Source organism: Streptomyces cucumeris (genome assembly GCF_024295805.1).
Taxonomy (GTDB): Bacteria; Actinomycetota; Actinomycetes; order Streptomycetales; family Streptomycetaceae; genus Streptomyces; species Streptomyces cucumeris.
This window is the reverse complement of sequence record NZ_JANCLX010000001.1, coordinates 209,228-231,428: the sequence shown is the minus strand read 5'-3', so window position 1 is coordinate 231,428 and position 22,201 is coordinate 209,228. Positions and strand designations below refer to the sequence as shown.

Sequence of the window (22,201 nt, the reverse complement as noted above, 5' to 3'; positions counted from 1 at the left end):
AGCGACTTCAGGCAGCCATGCGGCAGACAATCCGGGCAGGCAGAGGGGGCGCGTCCGTGAGGGAGCTCAGACCGTCGGGCCACACCGACACCTTCGCCCGTGACCATCTCCCGCCCCCGGACCAGTGGCCCGAGCTGCTGCTCGGCCTCCCCGGACAGCGCGCCCCCGACCGTCTCAACTGCGGGACGGAGCTGCTGGACCGCACGCTGGAGCGGTACGGCGCCGACCGGCCCGCCCTGCGCGGCGCCCGCGGCGAGGTGTGGACCTACGGCGAACTGCGCGGTCACGTCGACCGGATCGCGCACACCCTCACCACCACCCTCGGAGTGGTCCCCGGCAACCGGGTGCTGCTGCGCGGCCCCACCACCCCCTGGCTGGCCGCCTGCTGGCTCGCGGTGATGAAGGCGGGCGCGGTCGCGGTGACCGTGCTGGCCGCCCAGCGCTCCCGCGAACTGGCCACCGTCTGCGAGATGGCCCGGATACGGCACGCCCTGTGCGACGTCCGGTGCGCCGAGGAGCTGGAGAAGGCCGGGATACCTCAGCTTCGGACCACCCGCTTCGGCGGGGACGGCCCCGACGACCTGATCCGGCTCGCCGCCGACGCGCCCGCGGCCTACGAGGCGGTGGCGACCTCCGCCGACGATGTCGCGCTGATCGCCTTCACCTCCGGAACGACCGGACGCCCTAAGGGCTGTATGCACTTCCACCGCGATGTGCTGGCCATCGCCGACACCTTCTCGGCCCAAGTGCTGCGGCCCACCCCGGACGATGTCTTCGCGGGCAGCCCGCCGCTGGGCTTCACCTTCGGCCTCGGCGGTCTGGTGGTCTTCCCGCTACGTGCCGGGGCGTCGGCGCTGCTGGCCGACTGGGGCGGACCCGAACGGCTGCTGGCCGACATAGCGCGCCACCGGATCTCGGTGCTGTTCACCGCGCCCACCGCCTACCGCGCGATGCTGGGCAGGATCGAGGGCGCCCCGGAGGCGTTCGACATCTCCTCGCTGCGCCGCTGTGTCTCCGCCGGGGAGAACCTGCCCGCCGCCACCTGGCACGACTGGCACCGGACCACCGGTCTGCGGATCATCAACGGCATCGGCGCCACCGAGCTGCTGCATATCTTCATCGCCGCCGCGGACGAGGCGATCCGCCCCGGCACCACCGGCCTTCCGGTGCCCGGTTTCGAGGCACGTGTGGTGGACGCCGCGCTGCGCCCGGTACCGGACGGCGAACCGGGGCTGCTCGCGGTGCGCGGACCGACCGGCTGCCGCTATCTGGCGGACGACCGGCAGCGGGAGTACGTCCGCGACGGCTGGAACCTCACCGGGGACACCTATGTCCGCGAACCGGATGGCTACTTCCGCTATGTGGCCCGCGCCGACGACATGATCATCTCCGCCGGGTACAACATCGCGGGCCCGGAGGTCGAGGACGCCCTGCTGCGCCACCCCGATGTGGTGGAAGCCGCGGTCACCGGACGGCCGGACCCCACCCGGGGCATGGTCGTGGTCGCCCATGTGGTGCTGCGGCCGGGTGTGCCGGGCACCGAGGAGACCGTCACCGCGCTCAAGGAGTTCACCACCGCCGAACTCACCCCGTACAAATGCCCGCGCGTCTTCGTCTTCCTGGACGCCCTCCCCCGCACGGCCACCGGCAAGCTCCAGCGCTACCGGCTGCGCGAGGGCGCTCTACAGTAAGCGCGTGACCGGCCAGCACACCCCGCGCTCCCTGATCGTCAGCTACTACGGCGCCTACGGGCGCGGCAGCGCCGACCGTCCCGCCGGACCGGTGCCCATCGCGGCGCTGATCCGGCTGATGGGCGCGGTGGGCGTGGATCCGCCGTCGGTGCGCTCGGCGGTCTCCCGGCTCAAGCGGCGCGGACTGCTGGTCGCCGACCGCACGGCCGACGGGTCGGCCGGATACTCGCTGTCCGCCGATGCCCGGCAGCTCCTGGACGACGGCGACCGGCGCATCTACGCGGGCCCCGATGCGGACACCGGGCGGGGCTGGCTGCTCGCCGTCTTCTCGGTCCCCGAACAGGAGCGCCACAAACGGCATCTGCTGCGCTCCCGGCTGTCCCGGCTGGGCTTCGGCACCGCCGCGCCGGGCGTCTGGATCGCCCCGGACCAGCTCTACGACGAGACCCGGCACACCCTCCAGCGCCTCGGCCTCGCGCCGTACGTGGACCTCTTCCGCGGCGCCCACGCCGGGTTCACGCCCACCGCGGAGGCCGTGCGCCGCTGGTGGGACCTGGACGAACTGGCCGCCCGGCACCGAGCGTTCCTCGCCGACCACGAACCGGTGCTGCACCGGTGGAGCGAGCGCGGTCCGTCCCCCGAGGACGCCGAGGACGCCTATCGCGACCACCTGCTGGCCCTGGACTCCTGGCGGCTGCTCCCCTACGCCGACCCCGGACTGCCCGCCGCGCTGCTGCCGGAGGACTGGCCCGGGGTGCGCGCCGCCGAGGTCTTCGCGCGCCTGGACGGACTGCTGCGGGAGACCGGGGCCGGGTACGCCGAGGCGGCGCTGGTGGGTGTCGCCTAGCCGGTCACGGCCCGGTCCGCCACCGGCCCGTCCAGCGCCAGCCGCGGTCTGGGCCCGTCCGTCCGCCCGGTCGGCGGCTTGCGGCTGCCCGCCCGGTACGGCAGCGGCCAGGGCGCTCCGGGGCCGGAGTACTCCTGCTCGGCCGCCGCGTGCAGGGTCCACTGGGGGTCGTAGAGATGGGGGCGGGCCAGGGCACAGAGGTCGGCGCGGCCCGCCAGGATCAGGGAGTTGACGTCGTCCCAGGAGGAGATGGCGCCCACGGCGATGACGGGGACCCCGAGCTCGTTGCGGATGCGGTCGGCGAACGGGGCCTGGTAGGAGCGGCCGTACTCGGGCCGTTCATGGGCGACGACCTGGCCGGTGGAGACGTCGACCGCGTCGGCGCCGTGGTCGGCGAAGGCTGCCGCGATGGTCACCGCGTCCTCGGCGGTGGTGCCGCCCTCGGCCCAGTCGGTGGCGGAGATGCGCACCGTCATGGGGGATTCGCGGGGCCACACGGCGCGGACGGCGTCGAAGACCTCCAGCGGATAGCGCAGCCGCGCCCGGAGCGAACCGCCGTAGGCATCGGTGCGCCGGTTGGTGAGCGGGGAGAGGAAACCGGAGAGCAGATAGCCGTGGGCGCAGTGGAGTTCCAGGAGGTCGAACCCGGCGCGGGCGGCCCGCTCGGCGGCGGCCACGAACTGGTCGCGGACGGCGGTGAGTCCGTCGGTGTCCAGCGCCTCCGGTATCTGGCTGACCCCGGGGCGGTAGGGCAGCGGCGAGGGGGCCACCAGCGGCCAGTTGCCCTCCGGCAGCGGGTCGTCGATCCCCTCCCACATCAGCCGGGTGGACCCCTTGCGGCCGCTGTGGCCGAGCTGGACGCCGACGGCCACGCCCGGGGACTGCGCATGGGCGAAGTCCACGATCCGGCGCCAGGCCGCCTCGTGGGGGTCCGTGTAGAGCCCCGCGCAGCCGGGCGTGATCCGCCCCCGCGGGCTCACGCAGACCATCTCGGTCATCACCAGGCCCGCGCCGCCCAGGGCGCGCCCGCCGAGGTGGACCAGGTGGAAGTCGCCGGGGATGCCGTCCTGTGCGGAGTACATGTCCATCGGGGACACCACCACCCGGTTGCGCAGGGTGAGTCCGCGCAGCCGGAAGGGGGTGAACATGGGCGGTGTGCCGTCGGGCACCTCCGCCTCCCGTTCGACCGCCGAGACGAAGCCGGTGTCGCGCAGCCGCAGGTTGTCATGGGTGACCCGGCGGCTGCGGGTCAGCAGGTTGAACGCGAACTGCCGCGGCGGCTGGTCGAGGTAGAGCGACAGATTCTCGAACCACTCCAGACTGGCGCGGGCGGCCCGCTGGGTGGACTCGACGACGGGACGGCGCTCGGCCTCGTACGCGGCCAGCGCCTCGGGCAGCTCCGGATGCTCCTGGAGAGCGGCGGCGAGCGCGAGGGCGTCCTCGACGGCCAGTTTGGTGCCCGAGCCGATGGAGAAGTGCGCGGTGTGGGCGGCGTCGCCGAGCAGCACCGTATTGCCGTGCGACCAGCGCTCGTTGACCACGGTGCGGAACGCCGTCCACTGCGAGCCGTTGCCGCGCAGCGGCCGTCCGCCGAGGGCATCGGCGAAGAGCTTGGCGCAGGCGTCCGCGGACTCCTGCTCGCCGAGGCCGTCGAGCCCGGCCCGCCGCCACACCTCCTCGCGCGCCTCGACGATGACGGTGCTGGCACCCGGCGATCCGGGCGCCGGGCGGGCGTAGGGGTAGCCATGGAGCTGGAGCACACCGTGTGCGGTCTCGGCGGTCTCGAAGCGGAACGCCTCCAGGGCGAAGTCGGCGGCGAGCCAGATGTAGCGGCAGCGATGGGTGGTGAGCCGCGGGCGGAAGGCGTCGGCGTGGGCCTGCCGGGTGGCGCTGTGCACCCCGTCGGCGGCGATCACCAGGTCATGGCTGCGGGCGAGGGACGCGGCGGAGGGCGCGGGGGCCTCGAAGTGGAGCCGCACGCCGAGGTCGCGGCAGCGCTGGTGGAGGATCTCCAGCAGTCTGCGCCGGCCGAGGGCGGCGAAGCCGTGGCCGCCGGAGGTGAGCGTCCGGCCGCGGTGCACGACGTCGATGTCGTCCCAGCGGACGAACTCCCGGGACAGCGCGGTGTGCACGGCCGGGTCGGCATGCTCGATCCCGCCGAGGGTCTCGTCGGAGAGGACCACTCCGAAGCCGAAGGTCCGGTCGGACGCGTTGCGCTCCCAGACGGTGATCTCGCGCCGGGGGTCCAGCCGGGCCAGCAGCACCGCCGCGTACAGACCGGCGGGCCCGCCGCCGACGACGGCGATCCGAGCCGGCCGTCCGGCCGTCACCGGCCCTGCCACCGGGGCTCACGGCGGGCGGTGAACGCGGCGTGGAACTCGGCGTAGTCCGCGCCGTTCATCAGCAGCGCCTGGGTCGCCGCGTCCATCTCGATCGACGCCGACAGCGGCATGTCGAGCTCGGAGGTGAGCAGCGCCTTGGTCTGGGCGAGGGCGAGGGAGGGTCCGTCGGCGAGCCGCCGGGCCAGTGCCTCGGCCCGCCGCTGTGCCTCGCCCTCGTCCGCCATCACGCTGATCAGCCCGATGCGCTCGGCCTCGGCGGCGCGTACCGGTTCGCCCAGCATCAGCAGCCGGGTGGCGTGACCGAGTCCGACCACGCGCGGCAGCAGATAGGCGGCGCCCATGTCGCCGCCGGAGAGCCCGACCTTGGTGAAGAGGAAGGAGAAGCGCGCGGTGGGGTCGGCGACCCGGAAGTCGGCGGCGAGCGCGAGGACGGCCCCGGCCCCGGCCGCGGCCCCGTGCACCGCGGCCACCACCGGGAAGGGGCACTCCCGCAGGGCGCGCACCACCTGGCCGGTCATCCGGTTGAAGTCCAGGAGCTGCCGGGTGTCCATGGCGAGGGTCGCGCCGATGATGTCGTCCACATCGCCGCCGGAGCAGAAGCCGCGGCCCTCGCCGCCCAGCACCAGGGCCCGCACCGATCCCTCGCGGGCCAGCTCGGCGAGGAGGTCGCGGAGATCGGCGTAGGCGCCGAAGGTGAGCGCGTTCAGTTTCTCGGGGCGGGCGAGCGTGACGTTCGCCACGCCGTCGTCGAGCGTGAGGCTCAGATGGCGCCACTTCTCGGTGCGGGACGCGGAGCCGGTGAACGGACTCATGGGCCCTGGCCTCCTTCGGCCTGACGGCTACTGCCTGCCAGTTGAAGTTATCACCGCATCATGACTGTCGTCACGAGTACGCGATAAGACGGCTCGGGCGGGCGCGTTCCACCGGGCCGCCCGTCAGGTCATAAGTCCCGGCAAGAGTGGTCCACGGTCCCTTCCGGCACTATCGTCCGCTTCATACCGTCAAGGGCTGCGGTATCTCCCCCCGGACTCACCCGGGGGGACTGCCGTACACCCGGCCGAAAGGCTCCGCTGACGACTGGATCAGGACGTTGCCCGAACCCCTCCGTGCCGCCACCTGGCGGTTCGCACTGCCGCACACGACGGCCGCCGTACCGCTGGCCCGTGCGCTGATCCGTAACACCCTGGCGGACATCGGGGCTCCGGTGGATGGGGACACCGCGGAGCTGCTGACGGCCGAACTGGTCGCCAACGCGGTGCAGCACACCGACGGCGACGAGCCGATAGAGCTGGTGGTCGAGCTGGTGCCGACCGGCGGCTGGCAGGTGGAGGTGCACGACCAGGACCCGACCCCGCCCGGCGGGTTCGACGGTCCCGGCCGCCCCGAGGGCCCCAAGAGACCCGGCGGCGACCACCCCGACGGCTCACCGAGCCTGGCCGAGCGCGGCCGCGGACTGCTGCTGATCCGCACCCTGAGCGCGGACGCGGGCTACCGGCCCACCGCCTTCGGCAAGGCCGTCTGGTTCACCCTCCAGCCCCGGGGCCGCTGACCGCCCGGATCCCGGCGGCCGTCCGCGCCGGCGGCGTCAGGGCGTGCTGAGCGTGGCGACCAGCACCGCCTTGATGGTGTGCATCCGGTTCTCCGCCTCGTCGAAGACGACGGAGTGCGCGGACTCGAAGACCTCCTCGGAGACCTCCAGCGAGGTCAGCCCGTGCCGGTCGTAGATCTCCCGGCCCACGTCGGTGCCCAGGTCATGGAAGGCCGGGAGGCAGTGCAGGAACTTCACCGCGGCATTGCCGGTCGCGCGCAGCACGTCCATCGTCACCGCGTACGGGCCCAGCAGCGCTATGCGCTCGTCCCACACCTCCTTGGGCTCCCCCATCGACACCCAGACGTCGGTGGCGACGAAGTCCGCCCCGCGCACCCCCTCCTCGACGTCCTCGGTCAGCGAGACCCGGGCGCCGGAGACGGCGGCAAGCTGCCGGGCCAGCTCCACGATGGTGTTGTCCGGCCAGAGCAGCCGGGGCGCCACGATCCGGACGTCCATGCCCAGCAGGGCGCCCGTGACCAGGTAGGAGTTGCCCATGTTGTAGCGGGCGTCACCGAGGTAGGCGAAGGCGATCCGGTCCAGCGGCTTCTCGCTGTGCTCGGTCATGGTGAGCACGTCGGCGAGCATCTGGGTGGGGTGCCACTCGTCGGTGAGCCCGTTGTAGACCGGCACCCCGGCGTGCGCGGCCAGCTCCTCGACGACGCCCTGGCCGTGCCCCCGGTACTCGATGGCGTCGAACATCCGGCCCAGCACCCGCGCCGTGTCCTTGACCGACTCCTTGTGCCCGATCTGCGAGCCGACCGGGTCCAGATACGTCGTCGAGGCGCCCTGGTCGGCGGCGGCGACCTCGAAGGCGCAGCGGGTGCGGGTCGAGGTCTTCTCGAAGACCAGGGCGATGTTCTTGCCCTGGAGCCGCCGCACCTCCGCGCCCGCGCGCTTGGCCGCCTTCAGCTCGGCCGCCAGGCCGACGAGCCGGCGGAACTCGTCGGCGGTGAAGTCCAGCTCCTTGAGAAAATGGCGGCCGGTGAGGTCAATCGCCATGGGGTGGGCTCCTCGGTCACGGTGGAACACGGCTGCGGCGGCGGTGCCGCGGCCAGGAACCATGGAAGCATATACGAAGGACTGCATATATATGGAGGGGGTCCTTCATGCGGCTTCCTTCGTACGGCTCCGGCGTACGGCTCCGGGGCCGGTCCGCCGCCTACCCTTCCACGGGATCCCGCTCGACCGGGCAGCTCATACACCGCGGTCCGCCCCGGCCCCGCCCCAGCTCGCTGCCCGGGATGTCGATGACCTCGATGCCCCGCTTGCGCAGGAAGGTGTTGGTCGTCGCGTTCCGCTCGTAGGCGACCACCACGCCCGGCTCGACCGCGAGCACGTTGCAGCCGTCGTCCCACTGCTCGCGCTCGGCGGCGTGGACGTCCTGGGTGGCGGTGAGCACCCGGATGGAGTCCAGTCCGAGGGCGGCGGCTATCGCGCGGTGCATATGCTCGGGCGGATGGTCGGTGACCTTGAGCTCATGGCTGCCCGCGCCCGGTTCGATGGTGTACGAGGGGAGCATCCCGAGCCCCGCGTACTGGGTGAAGGTGTCCCCGTCGACCATCGTCATCACGGTGTCCAGGTGCATGAAGGCCCGCCCCTTGGGCATGTCCAGGGCCACGATGGTGCGGGCAGAACCGGCCGCGAAGAGCCGGTGGGCCATCATCTCCACGGCCTGCGGGGTGGTCCGCTCGCTCATGCCGATCAGCACCGCGCCCTTGCCGATCACCAGCACATCGCCGCCCTCGATCGTCGAGGGGTAGGCCGCCTGGCCCTCCGACCAGACGTGGAAGTCCTCGTCGGCGAAGAGCGGGTGGTGCCGGTAGACGGCCTCGTAGTGGACGGTCTCGTGCCAGCGGGCGGGCCAGCGCATCGCGTTGATGGAGACCCCGTCGTAGACCCATGCGGAGGCGTCCCGGGTGAAGAGGTGATTGGGCAGCGGATTGACGAGGAAGTCATCGGCGTCCATGGCGTGGAACCGGACGGAGACCGGCTCCGGGTACCGCGCCAGATACTCCCGCTTGGTCATTCCGCCGATCAGCGCCTCGGTCAGCTCGGGGGCGGTGAGCTCGTCGAAGGCGGCGCGCAGGTGGTCGGTGACGAGCGGGCCGTACTCCTTCTCGTCGAAGACCCGGTCCAGGACCAGCGACCGCGCCGGTGGCAGGGCGAGGCTCTCGGCGAGCAGATCGCCGAAGAGGTGGACCTCGACACCGCGGTCGCGCAGCACATCGGCGAAACCGTCGTGCTCCTGGCGGGCCCGTCGCACCCACAGGACGTCGTCGAAGAGCAGTGCGTCCTTGTTGGACGGTGTGAGCCGCTTCAGCTCCAGGTCGGGGCGGTGCAGGATGACACGGCGCAGCCGCCCGGCCTCGGAGTCCACGTGGAATCCCATGCACCCATCTTCGCCGCTGTGGGCCCACGGTGAACGTCTCGCGACACACGTATCCGCGAGGATGTCCGGTACCTGCCTTCCCCCGGCCCGGTCGCGGAGGGCCGGGAGCGCCGCCGCGGACCGCGGTCGGGGCGGGGGCCGGGGCGGGGGCCGGGGGCACAGCGGGTGACGGCCCGCTCATCCCGCCGCGAGCACCACGATCAGCACCAGCGCCACGGCGATGAAGCCCAGCAGGGCCGAAACCCAGAGCTGGCCCGGTTGCAGATCGATCCGACCGCCGTCGTCCGCCGCGCGCCGCGGCCGGAAGCGCCGCCGCCGTGTCTTCGGCCGGGCGGTCCGGCGCACCTCCTCCTCGCGCTCCCGGCACTCCTCGGCGACCGCGCCGAACAGCGCCTTCCAGCCCCGCTCACCGAATCCGGTGGGCTGCCGGGTGCCGAGGATCCGGCGCACCACCTCACCGCCGGTGCCGTCACCCGCGCTCCACAGCCCGGGCAGGACACATGCCATCAGCTCGGGCACCGCCCCGCGCTCCGCGTACGGGCGCACCAGACCCTCGTAGAGCATCAGCGCGTTGCGCACCCGCAGCCGGGCGTCCGGGTCCGAGTCCGAGTCCGGGCCCGCCCCGCCGGGGGTCCCGCGACCGGCCGGGGCATCGAGGTAGAGATGGGCGACCAGCACCTTCTCGCAGACCGCGTCCGCCAGCCCAGGGCCCCGCTCCGGCGCCCGGCGCACCAGCTCGACGACGATCCGGGTGGCCCGCCCTGCGGGCGGCCCCTCGTCGAGCGCGCTCAGCAGTACCCCGTCGTCGGCCTCGCGCAGCGCGGCGGCGAGGTCGTCCCCGCCGGTGCGCAGCGCCTCGCGCAGCCGCCGCGCACCGGTCACCGAGAACCGGCGGGCAGGGGTGTCGCGGGGCGCGGCCTCCCGCACGCCGCCGGGCCCGCTCTCCTCCTCCGCACATGTCGTGCGGTCCGTCTCCGTCTCCTTCACCATCCCCGTTCCTCTCCTCACAGCGCTTCCAGCACCTCCCGTATCCGTGTGGCCGCCCGGACGTCGAGCGGTTCGTCTCCGTCCTGTGCCAGCCGGGGCAGGAAGCCGCACAACACCGCCAGTTGCCGTTCGTCGCGGGCCGCCCGCCGGATCCAGCCGACGAGCGCGTCCTCGGCGGCACCGGCCGAACGGGCCCAGGTCAGCGCGGCCCGCAGCAGTTCGGAGAGCTGGGGCGCGCAGCCGGGGCGGGCGGCCAGCAGCGCCGTGGCCAACGGCCAGGCGGCGTAGGGCTCCAGCTCCGGCACCTCCGCGAGACCCCACAGATACGAGGTGCGGGTGGTGACCGCGCGCAGCGCCGTCAGCAGCGCCAGGTCACGGCGGGGTCTGCGCGGATCGCGCAGCCAGTGGGTGAGCCCGTCCAGCACCGCTTCCGGCTCGGTCCCGGCCAGCAGCCGCACCGCCCCGTAGGAGGTGGTGACGCCGCCGTCGGCGCAGGCGATCCGGCCCAGCTCCGCCAGGGACGCCGGGACCGAACCCGCCGCCAGGCCGTAGCCGTGGGCGAGCGCCGCGGTCTCGCGCTCGCGTTCGTCCTCACCACGCGCCCAGGCGCGCAGCAGACCGTCCACGGCGGGGCGTACCTCGGGGGCGCGGGACGCCTCGGCGAGCGCGGTGGCGGCTGCCATCCGCTGCACCGGGCTGTCACTGCGCACCAGCGGCAGCAGCAGTTCGACCAGTCCGTAGAGATAGTCGCGGGCGCACAGCACCCCCGCGGCGACCGCGGCCCGCACCCAGACCTGCGGACGCGGGTCGTCGCACAGCGTCCGCAGCCAGCGGGCCACCGGACCGCGGAGGTTGTGGTGCCCGTCCCACACCTCGCAGAGCACCGCGGGCGCCAGCCGCCGCCCCTGGAACCACACGGCGCGGACCGGCACGGACGCCTCGCCGAGGTCCTCCACACCGTCGCCGCACACCGCGCGGGCGGTGGCGGGGGCGGCCCCGGGGCGGGCGGTGAACAGCGGGCGGCCCGGGGCGTACTGGGGGTCGAGGGTGACGGCCAGCTCCCAGGTCAGCAGTTCGGCGGCCTCGGAGGTGAGGCTGTGCGCGGAGCCGTTGAAGACGGCGAGCGCGATCCGCAGCGCGGCGGCCCGCAGTTCGGGCAGGGCCGCGGGCAGGCTGTCGGGGCGGCCGGGGGCGGTGAACCACGTACGCGCCTGGCGCGGGGCGAACGACCGGCAGTGCGCCAGCAGCCGGGCGTCGGAGATCCGCCCCCGTGCGTGATCGGTGAGGTGGTCGGCGAGGAGCGCCGCCTCACCGGGGCGCAGCTCGTCCAGACCGAGGGCTTCGGCCACTTCGGGCCGGGCGGCGGTGGACCGGGCCAGCTCCAGCAGTTCGGCGGGGCCCTCCGCGAGCAGGTCGGCGAGATGGCCGTCGAGGACGCCGTCGGCGGCGGGCGGCTCGTACGGCAGCGCGTGACGGCCGGAGCCCAGCAGCCGTTCGGCCACCGGGCTGCCGGGGACGAGGACCACGGCGAACGCCCCGTGTTCGACGAGCCGGATGCGCAGCCGGTCGAGGCGGCTGTCCGTCGGTGACGGCTCCGGCGTGGTCATGGCTCCGGTGGAGTCGATGGAATCGGTGGTTCCGGCGGGGAGTTCGATGAGATAGCCATGACCGCGGTGGAACCGCTGCCGCTCCGCGGGGGTGCCGAGGAGGAGGCCGGGGCCGAGACGTTCGACCCCGCCTCCGGTGCGTGCGGCACAGGCGGCCAGGAGTGCGAGACCGGTCCAGGCCCGGCCGGTGCCGGGTTCGCCGCACAGCGCGAGCAGATGGGTGCGCCGCAGCCGCTCCCGCAGAGCGCTGTGGCCGGGGGCGGGCCGGTGGAGCCGGTGCAGCCGCGCCAACTCGCCGTCGGGTACGGGCCCTTCGGGGAGGTCGGACCACGCCTCGTCGCCGGGCCCGGCGGGCAGCGGTGCCGGACCGTCGGCGATGTGCAGATGGGCGCGGGCCTCGCGCGCGGTGCGGGCGCCGCCCGGCTCGCCCGCACCGTCCAGGGGGCCGCCCTGGGGGATGTCCAGCCGCCGGATGCCGGTGTCCGCGGTGAGGTCGGTGTTCTCGGTTCCGTTCATGGCCCGCCGTCCTTCGCGCCGCCCGCCCCCGGCTGGCCGGGGGCTCGTCGTCTTCGCGTGGGGGTGTGTGGGGTGCGGGAGGCCCGGGGCCCGGGGCGCTGTGCCGTACCGCCTGTGCCCGCGCCGCCCGGTGCCGCGCCGCCCGGTTTCGTGCCGCCTGTGCCTTGCCGACCGGGTGCCCGGCTGTCGGCCCGCCGGTGGCGGGGTCCGGAGCGGGCGGCGGGACGTCTCTCCCCCTGCCCGTCCCGCCGCCCCTCTCCCGTACCGGGCGCCGGGCCGTGTGCACCCCCGTCGCACACGGTCCCGCTCCCGTGCCCGTCCAGCGTGCCCAGGGAGCAGTCCGGGGGCTGTAGCCGTTTACACAGTCGCGGAAACGGGCGGGGCGTACGCGCCGGCGCTCAGTCGCGGGGACGCGCCGGGATCTGTTCGCCCGTCGCACGCCCCTCGGCCAGCAGCCGCAGCAGGCCGAAGTCCGTCACCTCGAAGCGGCGGGCGGCGGTCCGTACGACGCCCTGGTCGCGCAGCAGCCGCAGCGCCTTGGCGACCGCTTCCCTGGTCGAACCCACGGCGGCGGCGATGTCATGCTGCGGCAGCGGGAGATCGACGGTGATGGCGCCACCGGGGCCGGAATGGCCGGTGCGCTCGGCGAGTTCGACCAGCCGCGCGGCGAGCCGCTGAAGCACCTTCTCGGAGGCGAGGGAGCGCCGTTCGCCGTCGGAACTGCGCAGCCGGGAGCTGAACTGGCGCATGATCAGCACGGTGGCGACCGGACGGGCCGCCAGATAGGCGCGGAACCGGTCGCCGGAGACCACCACCGCCTCCATCCGCCCGAGCGCGGTGACGGTGGCGCTGCGCGAACCGTGGTCCACCGCGGCCTGGTCGCCGACGACTTCGCCCGCGCCGCGCAGCGCGAGGATCAGCCGGACACCGCGCTCGGTCTCCACCGAGACGGTGGCCCAGCCGGAGGTGATGGCGACGACGAAGGTCGTGCGGTCGTGTTCACGCAGGACGACCTCGGAGGGGGCGTAGGCCCTGGGCCTGCCGAGGGCGAGCAGCGCGCGCCGGTCGTCGGCGGGAAGCGCGTGGAGGAACGGCCGCCCGTCCTCGAAGAGACTCATCCGCCCTCCCCGCTCTGCTCGTTGGTCGTCACGCTCGCGGAGAACCGAAGGGCTGGAGTCGGTCTGCTGGTGGAGACGATCGGAAGGCGACGATGGGATCGAGCAGCACGCTAGGCAGCTGGCACGGTCACGTCAATGGTCTCGCGCCGGTCGCGCCCCGCCGTGCCCCGGCGCCGCACGCCGGAGCCCGCCACTCGGGCGGACTCCGGCAGACTCCGGCGTGCGACTCCGACGTGCGGCTCCGACGTGCGACTCCGGCGGACGGCTCCGGCGGACGGCTCCGGCGGGCTGGGCTACAGCCGGGGGTCCACCGGCTCGGACTCCAGCGCGAGCACCGCGAAGACCGCCTCGTGCACCCGCCACAGCGGCTCACCGTCGGCCAGCCGGTCCAGCGCCTCGAGCCCGAGCGCGTACTCCCGCAGCGCGAGGGAGCGCTTGTGGCCGAGGTGGCGCACCCGCAGCCGGTCCAGATTGTCCGGACGGGTGTACTCCGGGCCGTAGATGATGCGCAGGTACTCACGGCCGCGGCATTTCACACCCGGCTGGACCAGACGGCCGTCGCCCTTGCGCACAAAGCCCTGGAGCGGTTTGACGACCATGCCCTCGCCCCCGGCCGCCGTCAGGTCCAGCCACCACTGCGTTCCGGCGGCGCGGGAGGCGTCGTCCTCGGTGTCGACGATCAGACGGCGGGTGGGGACGAGCAGTGGCTGCTCCCGCTCAGGAGTGCCGTCGCCCGGCGCGTCGGCCTCGACCATCCGGTCGATCAGCGCGAGCTGCTGGTCGTGCGGCAGCGCGGCCAGGCTGCGGCCCTGTGCGGCAAGGATCTGGAACGGCGCCATCCGGACACCCTCCAGCCCGTCGACGGGCCAGCAGTAGCGCCGGTAGGCGTCGGTGAACGCCGCCGCGTCCGCGGCGCGGCCCCGGTGCTTGTCGAGCAGCCCCGACACCTCCACCCCGCGCGCCGCCGCGCCCTCCAGCGCCGTGAGCACACCGGGCAGGACGGCGCGCGAGGCTGCGCCGACCGCCGCGTACTGGCTGCGCAGCAGCCCCGCGGCCTTCAGCGACCAGGGCATCAGCTCCGCGTCCAGCAACAGCCAGTCGGTGTCCAGCTCCTGCCAGAGCCCGGCGCCCTCGACGGCCCGGCCCACCCGGCGCAGCACGGTCTCCGTCAGCGCCGGGTCGTCGAAGAACGGCCGGCCGGTGCGGGTGTACACCATGCCGGACACCCCGTCGGGTGCGTCGAAGCGCTTCCGCGCGACCTCCTCGTCACGGCAGACCAGGGCCACCGCGCGGGAGCCCATGTGCTTCTCCTCGCAGATCACCTCGCGTACCCCGTCGGCGCGGTAGGCGGCGAACGCCTCGGCCGGGTGCTCCAGATAGCCCTCCTCCGTGGAGGTGGCGCAGGGCGCCATGGTGGGCGGGAGGTAGCCGAGGAGCCGCGGGTCGACCGCGAACCGGCTCATCACCTCCAGCGCCGCCGCCGCGTTCTCCTCCTTGACCGCGATCCGGCCCATGTGCCGGGTCTCCACCACCCGGCGGCCCCGGACGTCGCCGAGGTCCAGCGGACGGCCCTCGGACCCGCCCGGGGCCTCGTTGGTCAGCGGCTTCACCGGCTCGTACCAGATCCGCTCGGCCGGGACGTCCACCAGCTCCCGCTCCGGCCAGCGCAGTGCGGTCATCCGGCCGCCGAAGACACAGCCGGTGTCCAGACAGATGGTGTTGTTGAGCCAGGAGGCCACGGGGGTCGGGGTGTGGCCGTAGACCACGGCGGCGCGGCCCCGGTAGTCCTGGGCCCACGGATAGCGCACGGGCAGCCCGAACTCATCGGTCTCACCGGTGGTGTCCCCGTACAGCGCGTGCGAGCGGACGCGGCCCGAGGTGCGGCCGTGGTACTTCTCGGGCAGCCCGGCGTGACACACCACCAGTGCCCCGCCGTCCAGCACATAGTGGCTGATCAGCGACTCGATGAAGACCCGGACCCGGTCGCCGAACTCCGGGTCCTCGGTGTGCTCCCGCTCCAGCTGCTCCACGGTCTCGGCGAGGCCGTGGGTGACCTGGACCTTGCGGCCCTTGAGGTAGCGGCCGAGCTTGTTCTCGTGGTTGCCGGGCACGCACAGCGCCGCGCCCGAGGCCACCATCCCCATCACCAGGCGCAGCACCCCCGGGCTGTCGGGGCCGCGGTCGACGAGGTCGCCGACGAAGACCGCGGTACGGCCCTCGGGGTGGCTGGCGTCGACCGGGCGGCCGCGCTCGTCACGGCGCAGGACGTAGCCCAGCCGACCGAGCAGGGTCTCCAGCTCGGAGCGGCAGCCGTGGATGTCACCGACGATGTCGAACGGACCGGTGAGGTGGCGCAGGTCGTTGTAGCGGCGCTCGGTGGTGATCTCCGCGGCCTCGACCTCCTCCGGGCCGCGCAGGACGTGCACCTTGCGGAAGCCCTCGCGCTCCAGGGACTTCAGGGAGCGGCGCAGTTCGCGGCGCTGGCGCGGGATGACATGGGTGGGCATCCCGGCGCGGTCCGGCCGCGCCGCGTTGCGCCGGACGCACTCGGCCTCGGGGACATCGAGGACGATGGCGACGGGGAGGACGTCGTGCTCGCGCGCCAGCCTGATCAGAGAGCGCCGGGCCTCGGGCTGGACGTTGGTGGCGTCCACGACGGTCAGCCGGCCGGCCGCCAGCCGCTTGCCCGCGATGTAGTGCAGGACGTCGAAGGCGTCGGGGGTGGCGCTCTGGTCGTTCTCGTCATCGGCGACCAGCCCGCGGCAGACGTCGGAGGAGACGACCTGGGTGGGCAGGAAGTGGCGCCGGGCGAAGGTGGACTTGCCGGAACCGGTGGTGCCGATGAGGACCACCAGGGACAGGTCGGGTACGGCGAGGCTGCGCCTGGCGGTGGTGAGGTCGGTGTCGGTCACGCGGCCGCCTCCTTCGCGGTCGTGGTGCTGATGGTCTCGGTGCCGCTGTTGCTGGTGCTTGTGCTGTTGCTGGTGCTCGTGCTGTGGTCGGCGCTTGTGCCGCCGTCGGTGCCTGGGTCGCCTTCACCGAGGCGGAACAGCGCGAGCTGAGTGGGCGGCCCCACCTCGGGGTCGTCCGGTCCGACGGGGCGGAACTCCACGGTGTAGCCGTGCCGTTCGGCGACCTGCCGGGCCCAGCCGCGGAACTCCTCCCGGGTCCATTCGAAGCGGTGGTCGGGGTGGCGCGCCTTCCCGGCGGGCAACGTCTCCCAGCGCACGTTGTACTCGACGTTGGGCGTGGTCAGCACGACGGCACGGGGCCGCGCGGCGCCGAACACGGCGTACTCCAGGGCGGGCAGCCGCGGGGGATCCACATGCTCGATCACCTCGCAGAGCACCGCCGCGTCATAGCCGCGCAGCCTGCTGTCGGTGTACGCGAGCGACCCCTGCATCAGCTTCAGCCGGGCCGACTGCCGCTCGGACATCCGGTCCAGCCGCAGCCGCCGCGCCGTCTCGTTGAGCGCGCGCATCGACACATCGACACCGACGATCTCGGTGAACCGCACGTCCTTCAGCAGCGCCGCCAGCAGCTGGCCCTGTCCGCAGCCGAGGTCGAGCACCCGGGCGGACTCGGTGCCGCGCAGCGCCTCGAGGATCGCCTCGCGCCGCTGGACGGCCAGCGGCACCGGCTTCCCGGCATCCGCCGTCTCCCCGTCACCCACTCCTCCCCCGGTCGCCGGTGTCCCGTCGCCGTCCCCCTCGGCGCCGGACTCTTCCGTGGTCTCGGCGACCGCGTTGTCGATCTCCTCCACCTCGGTGTCATCCGCCTCGGCGAGCCGGGCCAGCTCCAGCCGCTCCAGCGCGTTGCGCGTCAGCGACCAGCGGCGGGCCAGATAGCGGCTGGTGATCAGCCGCTGTTCGGGGTGGTCCTCCAGCCAGCCCTCCCCGGACCGCAGCAGCTTGTCCACCTCGTCCGGGGCGACCCAGTAGTGCTTGGCGTCGTCCAGCACCGGCAGCAGCACATACAGATGGCGCAATGCGTCGGCCAGCCGCAGCTCTCCCTCGAGCACCAGCCGGACGTACCGGGAGTCACCCCATTCGGGGAACTCCTCGTCCAATACGACCGGTTCGGCCGTCACCGTCCACCCCAGCGGTGCGAAGAGCCGCTCGACCAGCTCGGCACCGCCGCGGGCGGGCAGCGCGGGCACCTCGATCCGCAGCGGCAGCGGCCGCACCGGCAGCTCGGGCCGGGCCTTGCACTGGCCCCGCAGAGCGCTGGAGAAGACATTGCTCAGCGCCACGGCCAGCAGTGAGGAGGCCGCGTACGGACGGTCGTTGACGTACTGCGCCAGCGCGGAGTCGGGCGCGCCGCCCCGGCCCTTGCCGCGCCCGCGCCGCACCAGCGCCACGGGGTCCACCTCGAGCATCAGCGCCGCGGTGCAGCGCTGAGGGGTCGCCTCGGGGTAGAGGACATGCGCGGTGCCGTGGGAGGTGGAGAACCGCTGCGCCTTGTCGGGGTGCTTGTGCAGCAGAAACCCGAGGTCGGTCGCGGGGCGCTCATCGGTGCCGGTGGTGGTAATCGTCAGGAACACCCGTCCGAGTATCGCCGTCCGGCGGCCTCGTTCCTAATGCTTTCTCAGCACGTCGCCCAACTCGGCGATCCGGTCCGGTCCCACCCGGCAGCAGCCACCGATGAGCCGTGCCCCGGCGTCCCGCCAGGCCCGCACCCGGTCCGCCCCGAACGTCGGCCGCCCGCGCCAGCCGCGTGCCACCGCATCCCACTCCTCTCCGCTGTTCGGATAGACCACCACCGGCTTTCCGGTGGTGTCGGCCGCGATCCGCACGGCCCGGTCGGCGTCCTGTGGCGCACAGCAGTTGACGCCGACGGCGACCACCTGATCGTTCCCGGCGGCCAGGGCGAACGCCTCGGCCAGGGGCTGCCCGGCCCGGGTGGTCTCCCCCGCGATGCTGAACGAGAGCCAGACGGGCACCCCGCACCCCTCGACCGCCCGCAGCAGCGCCTCCGCCTCCTCGCTGTCCGGCACGGTCTCCAGCGCCAGCACATCCGGTGCGGCCCCGGCCAGTGCCTCGATCCGCGGCCGGTGGAACCGCTCCAGCTCCGCCACGCTCAGCCCGTACCGCCCGCGGTACTCACTGCCGTCCGCGAGCATCGCGCCGTACGGGCCGACGGAGGCGGCCACCCACACCCGACCGGCCCTCTCCGTAGCCTTCTCCGTAGCCCCGACCGGTCCCGGCTCGCCGCCAGCCGCCTCCCGGCCAGCCATCCCGGCCGGACCGCCCGCCCCGGCCGCCGCAGCCACCTCTTCCGCGGCGCTCCGGGCCAGCCGCACGCTGCGTCGCAGCAGCTCCGCCGCCGCCTCATGGCCCACCCCCCGGCGGGCGAACCCCTCATAGGTCGCCTGATAGCTGCTGGTGATCAGCACCTGTGCGCCCGCCCGCGCATAGGCCCGGTGCGCGGCCTCGATCTGCCCGGGTTCGTCGGCCAGCAGCCGCGCCGACCAGAGGTCGTCGGACAGATCGCAGCCCTGCGCCTCCAACTGGTTGGACAATCCGCCGTCGAGGACGAGTGGTGGGCCTTCCAGCGCGGCGGTGAAGGACATCGATCGGGCGGACATCGTGGGTGCTCCTGGTCGGCGGGCTGGCGGGGCTGGGACTGGTCCGGGCGGCGCGGCGTGCGGCGTATCAGCTCAGCTGTGCCTGGACCTGGGAGGAGATCAGCTCCAGGTGGTCGAGGTCGTCCAGGTCCAGGATCTGGAGGTAGATCCGGGACGCTCCGGCCTCCGCATAGCGGCCGATCTTGTCGACGACCTCGGCCGGGGACCCCGCCAATCCGTTCTCCCTCAGCTCCTCGACCTCCCGGCCGATCGCCGCGGCCCGCCGTGCGACCTCGGCGTCATCCTTGCCGACGCACGCCACCAGCGCGTTGGAATACACCAGGTCGTCCCCCTTACGACCGGCGGCCTCGGCTGCCTCCCGCACCCGGCCGAACTGCCGCACGCTGTCGGCGACCGAAGCGAAGGGCATATTGAACTCATCCGCGAACCGCGCCGCCAGCCGCGGAGTGCGGGTCGCCCCGTGACCGCCGATCAGCACCGGCACCCTGTTCCCCGCGGGCTTGGGCAGCGCGGGCGAATCGGCGAGCTGGTAGTGCGCCCCGTCGTAGCCGAAGGTCTCCCCGGCCGATGTCTCCCACAGACCGGTGACGATCTCCAACTGCTCTTCCAGCCGGGCGAACTTCTCCTTCGGGAACGGGATCCCGTAGGCCCGGTGCTCCTCCTCGAACCAGCCCGCGCCCAGCCCCAGCTCGACCCGGCCGCCGGACATCTGGTCGACCTGCGCCACCTGGATCGCGAGCACGCCCGGCAGCCGGAACGTGGCGGCGGTCATCAGGGTGCCGAGCCGGATCCGCCGGGTCTCGCGGGCCAGCCCGGCCAGGGTGATCCACGCGTCGGTCGGGCCAGGCAGTCCGTCGACATCGCCCATGTGGAGGTAATGGTCCGAGCGGAAGAAGGCGTCGAAGCCGAGGGCCTCGGTGGCCTTGGCAACGGTCAGCAGGGTGTCGTAGCTCGCCCCCTGCTGGGGCTCGGTGAAGATGCGAAGATCCATGCACTCCATCCTGCCTCGTCATGCCGCGCCGCCCCACTCCCCGCTCCATTCCCGCACCGTGAGGTGCCTGAGCATGCCGTGCACCCGGTCCCTGGCCTCGTCCGCCGCGTCGATCGCCTCCACGCACTGCCAGTACAGCGCCTCCTCCTCGGTGTTGGACGCCACTCCCACCAGGGCGAACCCCGCCTCCGCCAGCAGGTCCCCCAGCGCGAGCAGCACCGCTTTGGGGTCCCGCACCTCCGACAGCTGCGCCGCCCGTAAGCCGCCGCTGTGCAGCGCCGGGTGGTGCAACGCGGGGTGGAAGAGGGCGCCCCGCGCCCTGCCACCCGCCTCGCACAGCCCTCGCGCCTCGGCCCGCGCCGCCGCCGGGCCGCTGACCACGAAATATCCGCCGACCGCCTCTGCCAGTGCCTGGACCTGCCAGGCTTCGGCCACGATGTCGTGCACACTCCCGGCCTTGGCCAGGGCGTGCCGCGTGACACCGATCAGCCGCATCGCGTCCATGCCCCGCTCCCCTCTCAACGGATTTCTCGCACCCGTCACTCCTCCACTACCCAGAGTGATGACTAACAGGCCGAAAAGCTAGGGGAATTCAGGAATCTGTTGACAACAGTTGCGTTGTGGATAACCTCGCCACTACCGAGAGTGACGGACGGGGTTCAGGGGGCCTTCGCCGGGAATCGTGCCTCATTGCGGTCGACCTTCGCGGAGAGCGCGGCGAGTGCGTCGACCCCCAACACCTCGCAGAACTGGAGCAGATAGGCCAGCACATCGGCGACCTCGTCCTCGACGCGGGCGGCCTGCTCCGCGTCCTCCATCACTCGCGCCGACTGCTCCGGCGTGAGCCACTGGAAGATCTCCACCAGCTCCGACGCCTCGACGCTCAGCGCCGCTGCCAGGTTCTTGGGGGTGTGGTACTGCTGCCAGTCGCGTGCCGCCGCGAACGCGGCCAGTCTGCCCTGGAGTCCCGCCACGTCGAGGCCGTCGGTGCGGCCCCCGGACGGACGGGTCCCATCGCCCGCGGATCCGCCCGTGGGCTCCGCGCCCACGGCGGACCCGCTCGTCGAGGACCCGCTCGTCGAGGACCCGCCGGCCTGGGACCCACCCATCGGGGATCCACTCCCGACCGGCTGACCGCCGACCGGCTGGCTCCCGGGCGACTGACCATCCGGCGACTGATTCTTCAGGGACTGACTGTTCAGGGACTGGCTCTCAGGAGACTCGCTCACGCCCCAGGTCTACCACCGTGACGGGGGCGCCCCCCAACGCCCCCGTCAGGTCCCCCACCGCCCCCACCGCACCGACCGTGCCGACGAGCCGGATGTGCCCCCGTGCGCACATCCGGGCCGCCACCCCCACCAGCTCCCGGGCCTGCCGCCGGTCCAGGCACCGGTCGAACCCGTCCGCGAGCACCGTCAGCGCCTGGCGGGCGGGCAGCACATCGGCCGCCGGGTCCACCGCCAGCACCCCCGGCCCGGTGAGCAGCACCAGCGCGAGCGCGATGTACCGCAACTCGCCGTCCCCCAGCCGCTCCACCGGCATGGAGCCCAGCGGGCCCTGTTCCAGCAGGGCCCGCACGACCCCGTCCGCGCACCCCTCCGTCACCAGACCCTCGACCGGCCCCGCACAGCCCGCCCGGACCGCCGCGACCAGCGCCGCGTGGCGGCTGCCGCACTCCCGGCTGGTCCGCCGCAGTACCGCCGCCAGGTTCTCGCAGCCGCCGCGTAACCGGCCGTCGCGCGGCGGCGCCGGTGCCCGCATCCGCTCCGGCCGCGGATCGCAGGGGAAGACCGAACGCAGCGCGATGACCACCTGCTCGGCGGCGGACAGCGCCAGCCGCTGCCCCTCCGTGGTGCCCGCCACCCGCAGCGGCAGCAGCGAGGTGGCCAGCCGGTCGTCGGGCAGCGGCGCGCGGGTGACCGCGACCGCCCCGGCGGTGTGCCAGGCCGCCTGGACACAGCGCCGCCCCGGGTCGCGCAGCGCGGTCTCCAGCAGGATCTCCCCCGCGCCGGTCAGCCGCTCGCCCACGATCCGCAACTCGGGCTCGGCCTGTACGGCGACGTCCAGCCGCACCGGCCCGACGGGGCCGTCCACCGTGCAGCCGATCCGGAAGCCGCGCCGCCCCTGCCGGTCCGGCCGCGCCCAGCGCGGGATGTACGCCGCCGGATCGCGGAACACCTCCGGGAGCCGGGCGCCGCCCGCGAGCCGTCCGAGGGCCGCGTACGCCTCCAGCACACCGGACTTGCCGCTGCCACTGGGGCCGGAGATCAAGGTCAGCGGACCCAGCGAGAAGGAGGCACGGCGGTGCCTCTTGAAGGCCGACAGCCTCAACTCGGAGACGATGGGCCGCAGTTCGGTCCTGGGCAGCAGCCCCGATGCGCTCATGCCCGGAACATATCCCTGGAATATACCGGCGAACCGTTACGCCTTCCGTATCTTCCTACCATCGGGGGATAAGGGCGGTTACCGAAGATGACTCTGAGCCGCCGGATGACCAGGGAAATGGAGTGGCCGCTGTGACCACGTGTACGAAAG

The 22,201-nt window shown here is 73.4% G+C and carries 17 protein-coding genes; 3 read left to right on the top strand and 14 right to left on the bottom strand.

The features are described 5' to 3' along the window. Positions 1 to 17 precede the first annotated feature (17 nt). The gene (locus tag NMK44_RS01175; RefSeq protein ID WP_254737232.1) at positions 18 to 1,691 is read left to right on the top strand and encodes an AMP-binding protein; all 1,674 of its coding nucleotides are present in this window, start codon (positions 18 to 20) and stop codon (positions 1,689 to 1,691) included. Positions 1,692 to 1,695: 4 nt separating this feature from the next. After that, positions 1,696 to 2,538 (top strand): PaaX family transcriptional regulator, encoded by an 843-nt coding sequence (locus NMK44_RS01170; RefSeq protein WP_254737231.1) that lies wholly within the window; start codon positions 1,696 to 1,698, stop codon positions 2,536 to 2,538. Here the strand turns inward: NMK44_RS01170 and NMK44_RS01165 are convergent. Together NMK44_RS01165 and NMK44_RS01160 are read right to left on the bottom strand one after the other, a co-directional pair. Further along, the gene (locus tag NMK44_RS01165; RefSeq protein ID WP_254737230.1) at positions 2,535 to 4,880 is read right to left on the bottom strand and encodes a bifunctional salicylyl-CoA 5-hydroxylase/oxidoreductase; all 2,346 of its coding nucleotides are present in this window, start codon (positions 4,878 to 4,880) and stop codon (positions 2,535 to 2,537) included. The two genes, NMK44_RS01170 and NMK44_RS01165, sit on opposite strands and share 4 nt — an antisense overlap. After that, positions 4,865 to 5,692 (bottom strand): enoyl-CoA hydratase family protein, encoded by an 828-nt coding sequence (locus NMK44_RS01160; RefSeq protein WP_254737229.1) that lies wholly within the window; start codon positions 5,690 to 5,692, stop codon positions 4,865 to 4,867. Before NMK44_RS01160 ends, NMK44_RS01165 begins: the two co-directional genes overlap by 16 nt. 278 nt (positions 5,693 to 5,970) lie before the next feature. On the opposite strand from NMK44_RS01160, the gene NMK44_RS01155 reads away from it, so the two are divergent. Next, the gene (locus tag NMK44_RS01155) at positions 5,971 to 6,429 is read left to right on the top strand and encodes an ATP-binding protein (RefSeq protein ID WP_254737228.1); all 459 of its coding nucleotides are present in this window, start codon (positions 5,971 to 5,973) and stop codon (positions 6,427 to 6,429) included. Positions 6,430 to 6,465: 36 nt separating this feature from the next. On the opposite strand, the gene argF is transcribed toward NMK44_RS01155, so the two are convergent. From argF to NMK44_RS01095, 12 genes are all read right to left on the bottom strand, one after another. Continuing rightward, a complete protein-coding gene (argF, locus tag NMK44_RS01150; RefSeq protein WP_254737227.1) occupies positions 6,466 to 7,470 on the bottom strand; it encodes an ornithine carbamoyltransferase in 1,005 nt (334 codons plus the stop codon). Between the two features lie 160 nt (positions 7,471 to 7,630). Beyond that, positions 7,631 to 8,860, bottom strand: a complete 1,230-nt coding sequence (locus tag NMK44_RS01145) for an arginine deiminase (RefSeq protein ID WP_254737226.1) — start codon at positions 8,858 to 8,860, stop codon at positions 7,631 to 7,633. 177 nt (positions 8,861 to 9,037) lie between these two features. Further along, on the bottom strand, positions 9,038 to 9,850 hold the full coding sequence (locus NMK44_RS01140) for a hypothetical protein (protein ID WP_254737225.1): 813 nt from the start codon (positions 9,848 to 9,850) through the stop codon (positions 9,038 to 9,040). A 14-nt stretch (positions 9,851 to 9,864) separates the two neighbouring features. Then, complete coding sequence (locus tag NMK44_RS01135; RefSeq protein WP_254737224.1) at positions 9,865 to 11,970, bottom strand: hypothetical protein; 2,106 nt, start codon at positions 11,968 to 11,970, stop codon at positions 9,865 to 9,867. 398 nt (positions 11,971 to 12,368) lie between these two features. Further along, entirely contained in the window at positions 12,369 to 13,088 is a 720-nt protein-coding gene (locus tag NMK44_RS01130; RefSeq protein WP_254737223.1) for a Crp/Fnr family transcriptional regulator, read from the bottom strand. 293 nt (positions 13,089 to 13,381) lie between these two features. Continuing rightward, positions 13,382 to 16,000 (bottom strand): polynucleotide kinase-phosphatase, encoded by a 2,619-nt coding sequence (locus tag NMK44_RS01125; RefSeq protein WP_254737222.1) that lies wholly within the window; start codon positions 15,998 to 16,000, stop codon positions 13,382 to 13,384. Then, entirely contained in the window at positions 15,997 to 17,631 is a 1,635-nt protein-coding gene (locus tag NMK44_RS01120) for a 3' terminal RNA ribose 2'-O-methyltransferase Hen1 (RefSeq protein ID WP_254737221.1), read from the bottom strand. Before NMK44_RS01120 ends, NMK44_RS01125 begins: the two co-directional genes overlap by 4 nt. A 33-nt stretch (positions 17,632 to 17,664) precedes the next feature. After that, positions 17,665 to 18,675, bottom strand: coding sequence for a homocysteine S-methyltransferase (gene mmuM, locus NMK44_RS01115; RefSeq protein ID WP_254737220.1), 1,011 nt, complete (start codon positions 18,673 to 18,675; stop codon positions 17,665 to 17,667). A 67-nt stretch (positions 18,676 to 18,742) separates the two neighbouring features. After that, entirely contained in the window at positions 18,743 to 19,666 is a 924-nt protein-coding gene (locus NMK44_RS01110) for an LLM class F420-dependent oxidoreductase (RefSeq protein ID WP_254737219.1), read from the bottom strand. 18 nt (positions 19,667 to 19,684) lie between these two features. Beyond that, positions 19,685 to 20,170, bottom strand: coding sequence for a DUF6099 family protein (locus NMK44_RS01105; protein WP_254737218.1), 486 nt, complete (start codon positions 20,168 to 20,170; stop codon positions 19,685 to 19,687). Positions 20,171 to 20,325: 155 nt separating this feature from the next. Beyond that, positions 20,326 to 20,640, bottom strand: a complete 315-nt coding sequence (locus tag NMK44_RS01100; protein WP_308358159.1) for a nucleotide pyrophosphohydrolase — start codon at positions 20,638 to 20,640, stop codon at positions 20,326 to 20,328. Between the two features lie 238 nt (positions 20,641 to 20,878). Beyond that, positions 20,879 to 22,051, bottom strand: coding sequence for an AAA family ATPase (locus tag NMK44_RS01095; RefSeq protein ID WP_254737216.1), 1,173 nt, complete (start codon positions 22,049 to 22,051; stop codon positions 20,879 to 20,881). Positions 22,052 to 22,201: the final 150 nt, after the last annotated feature.

Excerpts from the sequence above, each read along its gene's own strand:
- NMK44_RS01130 (WP_254737223.1), bottom strand. The coding sequence starts at position 13,088 with ATGAGTCTCTTCGAGGACGGGCGGCCGTTCCTCCACGCGCTTCCCGCC.
- NMK44_RS01160 (WP_254737229.1), bottom strand. The coding sequence starts at position 5,692 with ATGAGTCCGTTCACCGGCTCCGCGTCCCGCACCGAGAAGTGGCGCCAT.
- NMK44_RS01095 (WP_254737216.1), bottom strand. The coding sequence starts at position 22,051 with ATGAGCGCATCGGGGCTGCTGCCCAGGACCGAACTGCGGCCCATCGTC.
- NMK44_RS01145 (WP_254737226.1), bottom strand. The coding sequence starts at position 8,860 with ATGGGATTCCACGTGGACTCCGAGGCCGGGCGGCTGCGCCGTGTCATC.
- argF (WP_254737227.1), bottom strand. The coding sequence starts at position 7,470 with ATGGCGATTGACCTCACCGGCCGCCATTTTCTCAAGGAGCTGGACTTC.
- NMK44_RS01105 (WP_254737218.1), bottom strand. The coding sequence starts at position 20,170 with ATGGACGCGATGCGGCTGATCGGTGTCACGCGGCACGCCCTGGCCAAG.
- NMK44_RS01140 (WP_254737225.1), bottom strand. The coding sequence starts at position 9,850 with ATGGTGAAGGAGACGGAGACGGACCGCACGACATGTGCGGAGGAGGAG.
- NMK44_RS01175 (WP_254737232.1), top strand. The coding sequence starts at position 18 with ATGCGGCAGACAATCCGGGCAGGCAGAGGGGGCGCGTCCGTGAGGGAG.
- NMK44_RS01135 (WP_254737224.1), bottom strand. The coding sequence starts at position 11,970 with ATGAACGGAACCGAGAACACCGACCTCACCGCGGACACCGGCATCCGG.
- NMK44_RS01110 (WP_254737219.1), bottom strand. The coding sequence starts at position 19,666 with ATGGATCTTCGCATCTTCACCGAGCCCCAGCAGGGGGCGAGCTACGAC.
- mmuM (WP_254737220.1), bottom strand. The coding sequence starts at position 18,675 with ATGTCCGCCCGATCGATGTCCTTCACCGCCGCGCTGGAAGGCCCACCA.